Origin of the sequence: Pseudomonas sp. UBA2684 (assembly GCA_002354655.1) — a bacterium.
Taxonomy (GTDB): domain Bacteria; phylum Pseudomonadota; class Gammaproteobacteria; order Pseudomonadales; family Pseudomonadaceae; genus Aquipseudomonas.
Map to the genome: position 1 here is coordinate 1 of DELY01000011.1, position 3,636 is coordinate 3,636.

3 protein-coding genes are annotated in these 3,636 nt (G+C 64.6%); 2 read left to right on the top strand and 1 reads right to left on the bottom strand.

The genetic code is table 11. The features are described from left to right. Positions 1-243 precede the first annotated feature (243 nt). A complete protein-coding gene (locus tag B3M58_RS05755) occupies positions 244-2,097 on the bottom strand; it encodes a DUF4105 domain-containing protein (protein ID WP_296217618.1) in 1,854 nt (617 codons plus the stop codon). 161 nt (positions 2,098-2,258) lie between these two features. On the opposite strand from B3M58_RS05755, the gene B3M58_RS05760 reads away from it, so the two are divergent. Further along, positions 2,259-2,582 carry a TraR/DksA family transcriptional regulator gene (locus B3M58_RS05760; RefSeq protein ID WP_296217619.1) on the top strand — a complete coding sequence of 108 codons (324 nt, stop codon included), beginning with the start codon at positions 2,259-2,261 and terminating at the stop codon, positions 2,580-2,582. A 90-nt stretch (positions 2,583-2,672) separates the two neighbouring features. Then, the coding region (locus B3M58_RS05765) for a Lon-like protease helical domain-containing protein (RefSeq protein ID WP_296217620.1) at positions 2,673-3,636 on the top strand (964 nt) is incomplete at its 3' end.

The following is a 3,636-nucleotide window of genomic DNA, read 5'->3' on the forward strand; positions in this document are numbered from 1 at the left end:
ATCCGCGAAAATCTTTGAAAACTGAAGATCTTTCGCGGCTAAAGCCGCTCCCACGTGACAGCGGTCTGCATCAACATTTAACGGGTACAGAGCCATGAAAAACGGAGCCTCAGGGCTCCGTTTTTTATGCTGTGCCCGTTAGCGCGCAGGGCTGTGCGGCCTTTGTGGGCGCGGATTTAGCCGCGAAATACAGGCGCCGCAAATCTTCGCGGGCATGGCCCGCTCCTACAGGTTTTCTCGTGTTCAATAGTGGTACCACTTCAGCTCCAGCAGCAGCTCGTTCTGCGGGCTGGCCAATTGGCTGAACTCACGTTTGGCGGCGAGGCGCAGGCCGAGGTTACGGCTGATTTCCCACTGTTGGCTGAGGCTCAGGCTGCGGCGTACCTCGCCGTTGTGAAAGTAATCGCCTTTGGCTTCCAGCAGCAGGTTACCGGCGGGGTTGCGCCACAACAGGCCGCTGTTGAAGCCGGCCGCCGGCGCGATGAACGCGGCGAAGTCCTGGTTGTGCTCGACGCGCACGGTGCCGAGGGCAAAGCCCAGCACCTCGTCGGCCAGTTGCCAGGTGGCACCGGCGCCGCCGTTGATATGACCGACCAGCACCTCGTCGCCGTGCTCGCCGAGTACCCGCTCCAGGCCGCCGGCGACCTGCCAGGACCAGGGCTTGAGCACGTGATTGCGCGGGGTGAAGGAGCGGATGCTGGCCAGGTCCAGGCGTTGCAGCTGCCAGTGGTTGTTTTCGTACTGACGCAACTTGAGCTGGAGGATCTCGATCTGCGCGCCCAGCGGGAAGCCGTAGGCGTTGTCGCTCAGGTCGTGATAGGCCATGCGCAGGCCGTATTCGGCGAAGGCGCGGTCGTCGCGGCTGCCAGCGCCGAGCTGCCAGGTGCGCGACTCGTGGCCGATTTCCGGCAGGCCGGGGCGCTCGATGTCGAGCAGCGGTGGCGGGTTCTGGTTGATCGCCTGAAGCAGGGCGAAGCTGCGTTGCGCGGTAGCCGGATCGCGGGCTTCGCCCGTGGCGCGGTAACGCAGCAGGCGAAAGGCCGCATCCTGGATCAGCGCGCGACGCTCGGGCGGCAAGGCCTGGAATTCGGCCGTGTGCTGTTGCGCCGGGTCTGCGCTCAGGCGCAGCAGCCAGTCTTGCTCCGCGCGGCTCAGCGGTTCGGTGCGGGCCAGCAGCTCGCGCTCGCGCGAGGGGCGGTAATCGATGCGTTCAACCAGGCCGGCATCCTTGATCGCGCGCACGGTGTCGGTGGGGATCGCGGTGATCGGAAAACCATCCGTCAGCTCGATGCCGGGACGGGCGATTTCCAGCAGTTCGAGCAGGCGGTAGGAGCAGTTCTCGTCGAAGAAGAAGTAATCGAACTGAATCTGCTTGAGCTCCCAGACATGTTCGACCATGCGTCCGGTTTCCTCGGCGCTGAGGTTCAGCCGGTATTCCCACAGGTCACGGTTTTCCAGGCTGCGGTATTCGGCGAGCTTCTCACGGTAGGGCACCAGCGCGAACAGGCCGGGGTAGCCGCCCATCAGGCCTTTCCAGGCGTAGAGGATGCTGTTGTCGGCGCCCTCGATAAAGGCGCCGAAGTTCAGGGCGTAGCTGAGCAGGGCAGTGTTGTGGCTGTCGACATCGGCCTGGTCGATGCGCAGCAAGGTGTGGCCGAACATCGACGACGGGCTGTTCAGGTAGGCGGCGGGGAATACCAGCACGCTGCTGTGTGGCGACACGTCCTGGTACCAGGCGCTGAATTCGCTACAGCTCGGTTGCGGCAGGTCGGTCAACCCCAGCTGCTCGCGCAGCCAGCGGGTGCGCGCCGGGTAGACGCATTGCGGGTGTTTGTCGCCCAGTTCGGCAGGCTGATAGAGCGCCGCGACGGTCGCGCGCAGCTCGGCGGTCGGGTCACTGTCACCCTGGGCGGCGAGAAAGAAGGCGTCGTCATCGACATAACTGCGCCAGCCGCCCAGCTTGCCGGTCTCGTAGTGGCCGAGCGCAATCCAGTAAGGCTGCGCGGCCAGCGCATCGAGGCGGGCATTGGGGCTGTTCGGGGTGGCGTGCAGCGAGGCCGCACAGCACAGGGCAAGACACGCGAAAATCCGTTTCAAGGGCGCAGTTCTTCCGGTTGGGCGACGACGGAGCTTTGGCGATGGCGTCGCTGGCTGTCAAGCATGCTCAGGGCGCGCGGTTGCGCAAGTTTTCGCAGGCGGTCATGCACGCGCTGTGGCAGCGTCCACACTTAATACAGTGAACCTCACGGAGCATGCCCATGCCTGCCTTCGACCCCCATGCGGCGCTCGATGCGCTGCTTGCCGAGTACAGCGCCCGCGCCAATGCCATTGAACGGGATTTGGCCCGTAGCCATTCGCCGGATTTTGCCGAGCAGGCGCAGCAGCGGCAGAACGATGAGGTGCTGGAAGCCTTGCAGGCCGAGGCCAAGGCCGGCATGCGCCGGGTCGGCCTGGCCAAGTTGCGCCTGGCCGAGGGCACGTATGGCGATTGTCTGCGCTGCGGCGAGCCGATCGAGCCGGCGCGACTGGCGGTTTTGCCGGCCACGGAGTTTTGCTTGGCCTGCGCCGCATTGCACACCTGAGGCGCAGCGAACGCCTTGCCAGGGGCGACAAGCCAGCGCCAGAATGCACGCAAATCCCCGCGGTTCTCCCGCCTGAGTTAAGGACTTCCGATGCCCGATCCCGTTGCAGCCGGCTTGCGGCTGGCGCCCGATGCACTGACCCGTCCCTTTGCCCCCGAGCAGTTCAATTTCACCAGTACCGATGACCTGGAGCCGTTCCGCGGCGTACTCGGCCAGGAGCGCGCGGTCGAGGCGCTGCAGTTCGGCGTGGCCATGCCGCGCCCCGGTTATAACGTCTTCGTCATGGGCGAGCCCGGCACCGGGCGTTTCTCGTTCGTCAAACGCTACCTGCAGGCGGAAGCCAAGCGCCTGGAAACCCCGGCCGATCAGGTCTACGTCAACCACTTCGACGAGCCGCGCGAGCCGCGTGCGCTGGAGCTGCCGGCCGGCACCGCCGGGGCGTTTATCGCCGACATCAACAGCCTGATCGACAACCTGCTGGCGACCTTTCCCGCGGTGTTCGAGCATCCGTCCTATCAGCAGAAAAAAAGCGCCATCGACCGCACCTTCAATAAGCGCTACGACCAGGCGCTGGACGTCATCGAGCGCCTGTCGCTGGAAAAGAACGTGGCGCTGTACCGCGACAGCAGCAACATCGCCTTCACCCCGATGCTCGACGGCAAGGCCCTGGACGAGGCGGAGTTCGCCCAACTGCCTGAGGCCGAGCGCGAGCGCTTCCATGCCGACATCGCCATGCTCGAAGAGCGCCTCAATGAGGAGCTGGCCAGCCTGCCGCAGTGGAAACGCGAATCGAGCAACCAACTGCGCCAGTTGAACGAAGAAACCATCACCGTGGCGCTGCAACCCTTGCTGGCGCCGTTGTCGGAAAAATATGCAGAAAATGCCGGTGTCTGCGGCTATCTCCAGGCCGTGCAGGTCAATCTGCTGAAAACCGTGGTCGATCAGTTGGTCGAGGTGGAGAAGGCCGACGCGCAGACCCGCAAGCTGCTCGAAGAGCAGTATTGCCCGAGCCTGGTGGTCGGCCACCATGCCAATGGCGGGGCGCCGGTGGTGT

Bases quoted from the DNA above. Each gene is read 5' to 3' on its own strand.
- B3M58_RS05760 (WP_296217619.1), top strand. From the start codon at position 2,259: ATGCCTGCCTTCGACCCCCATGCGGCGCTCGATGCGCTGCTTGCCGAG.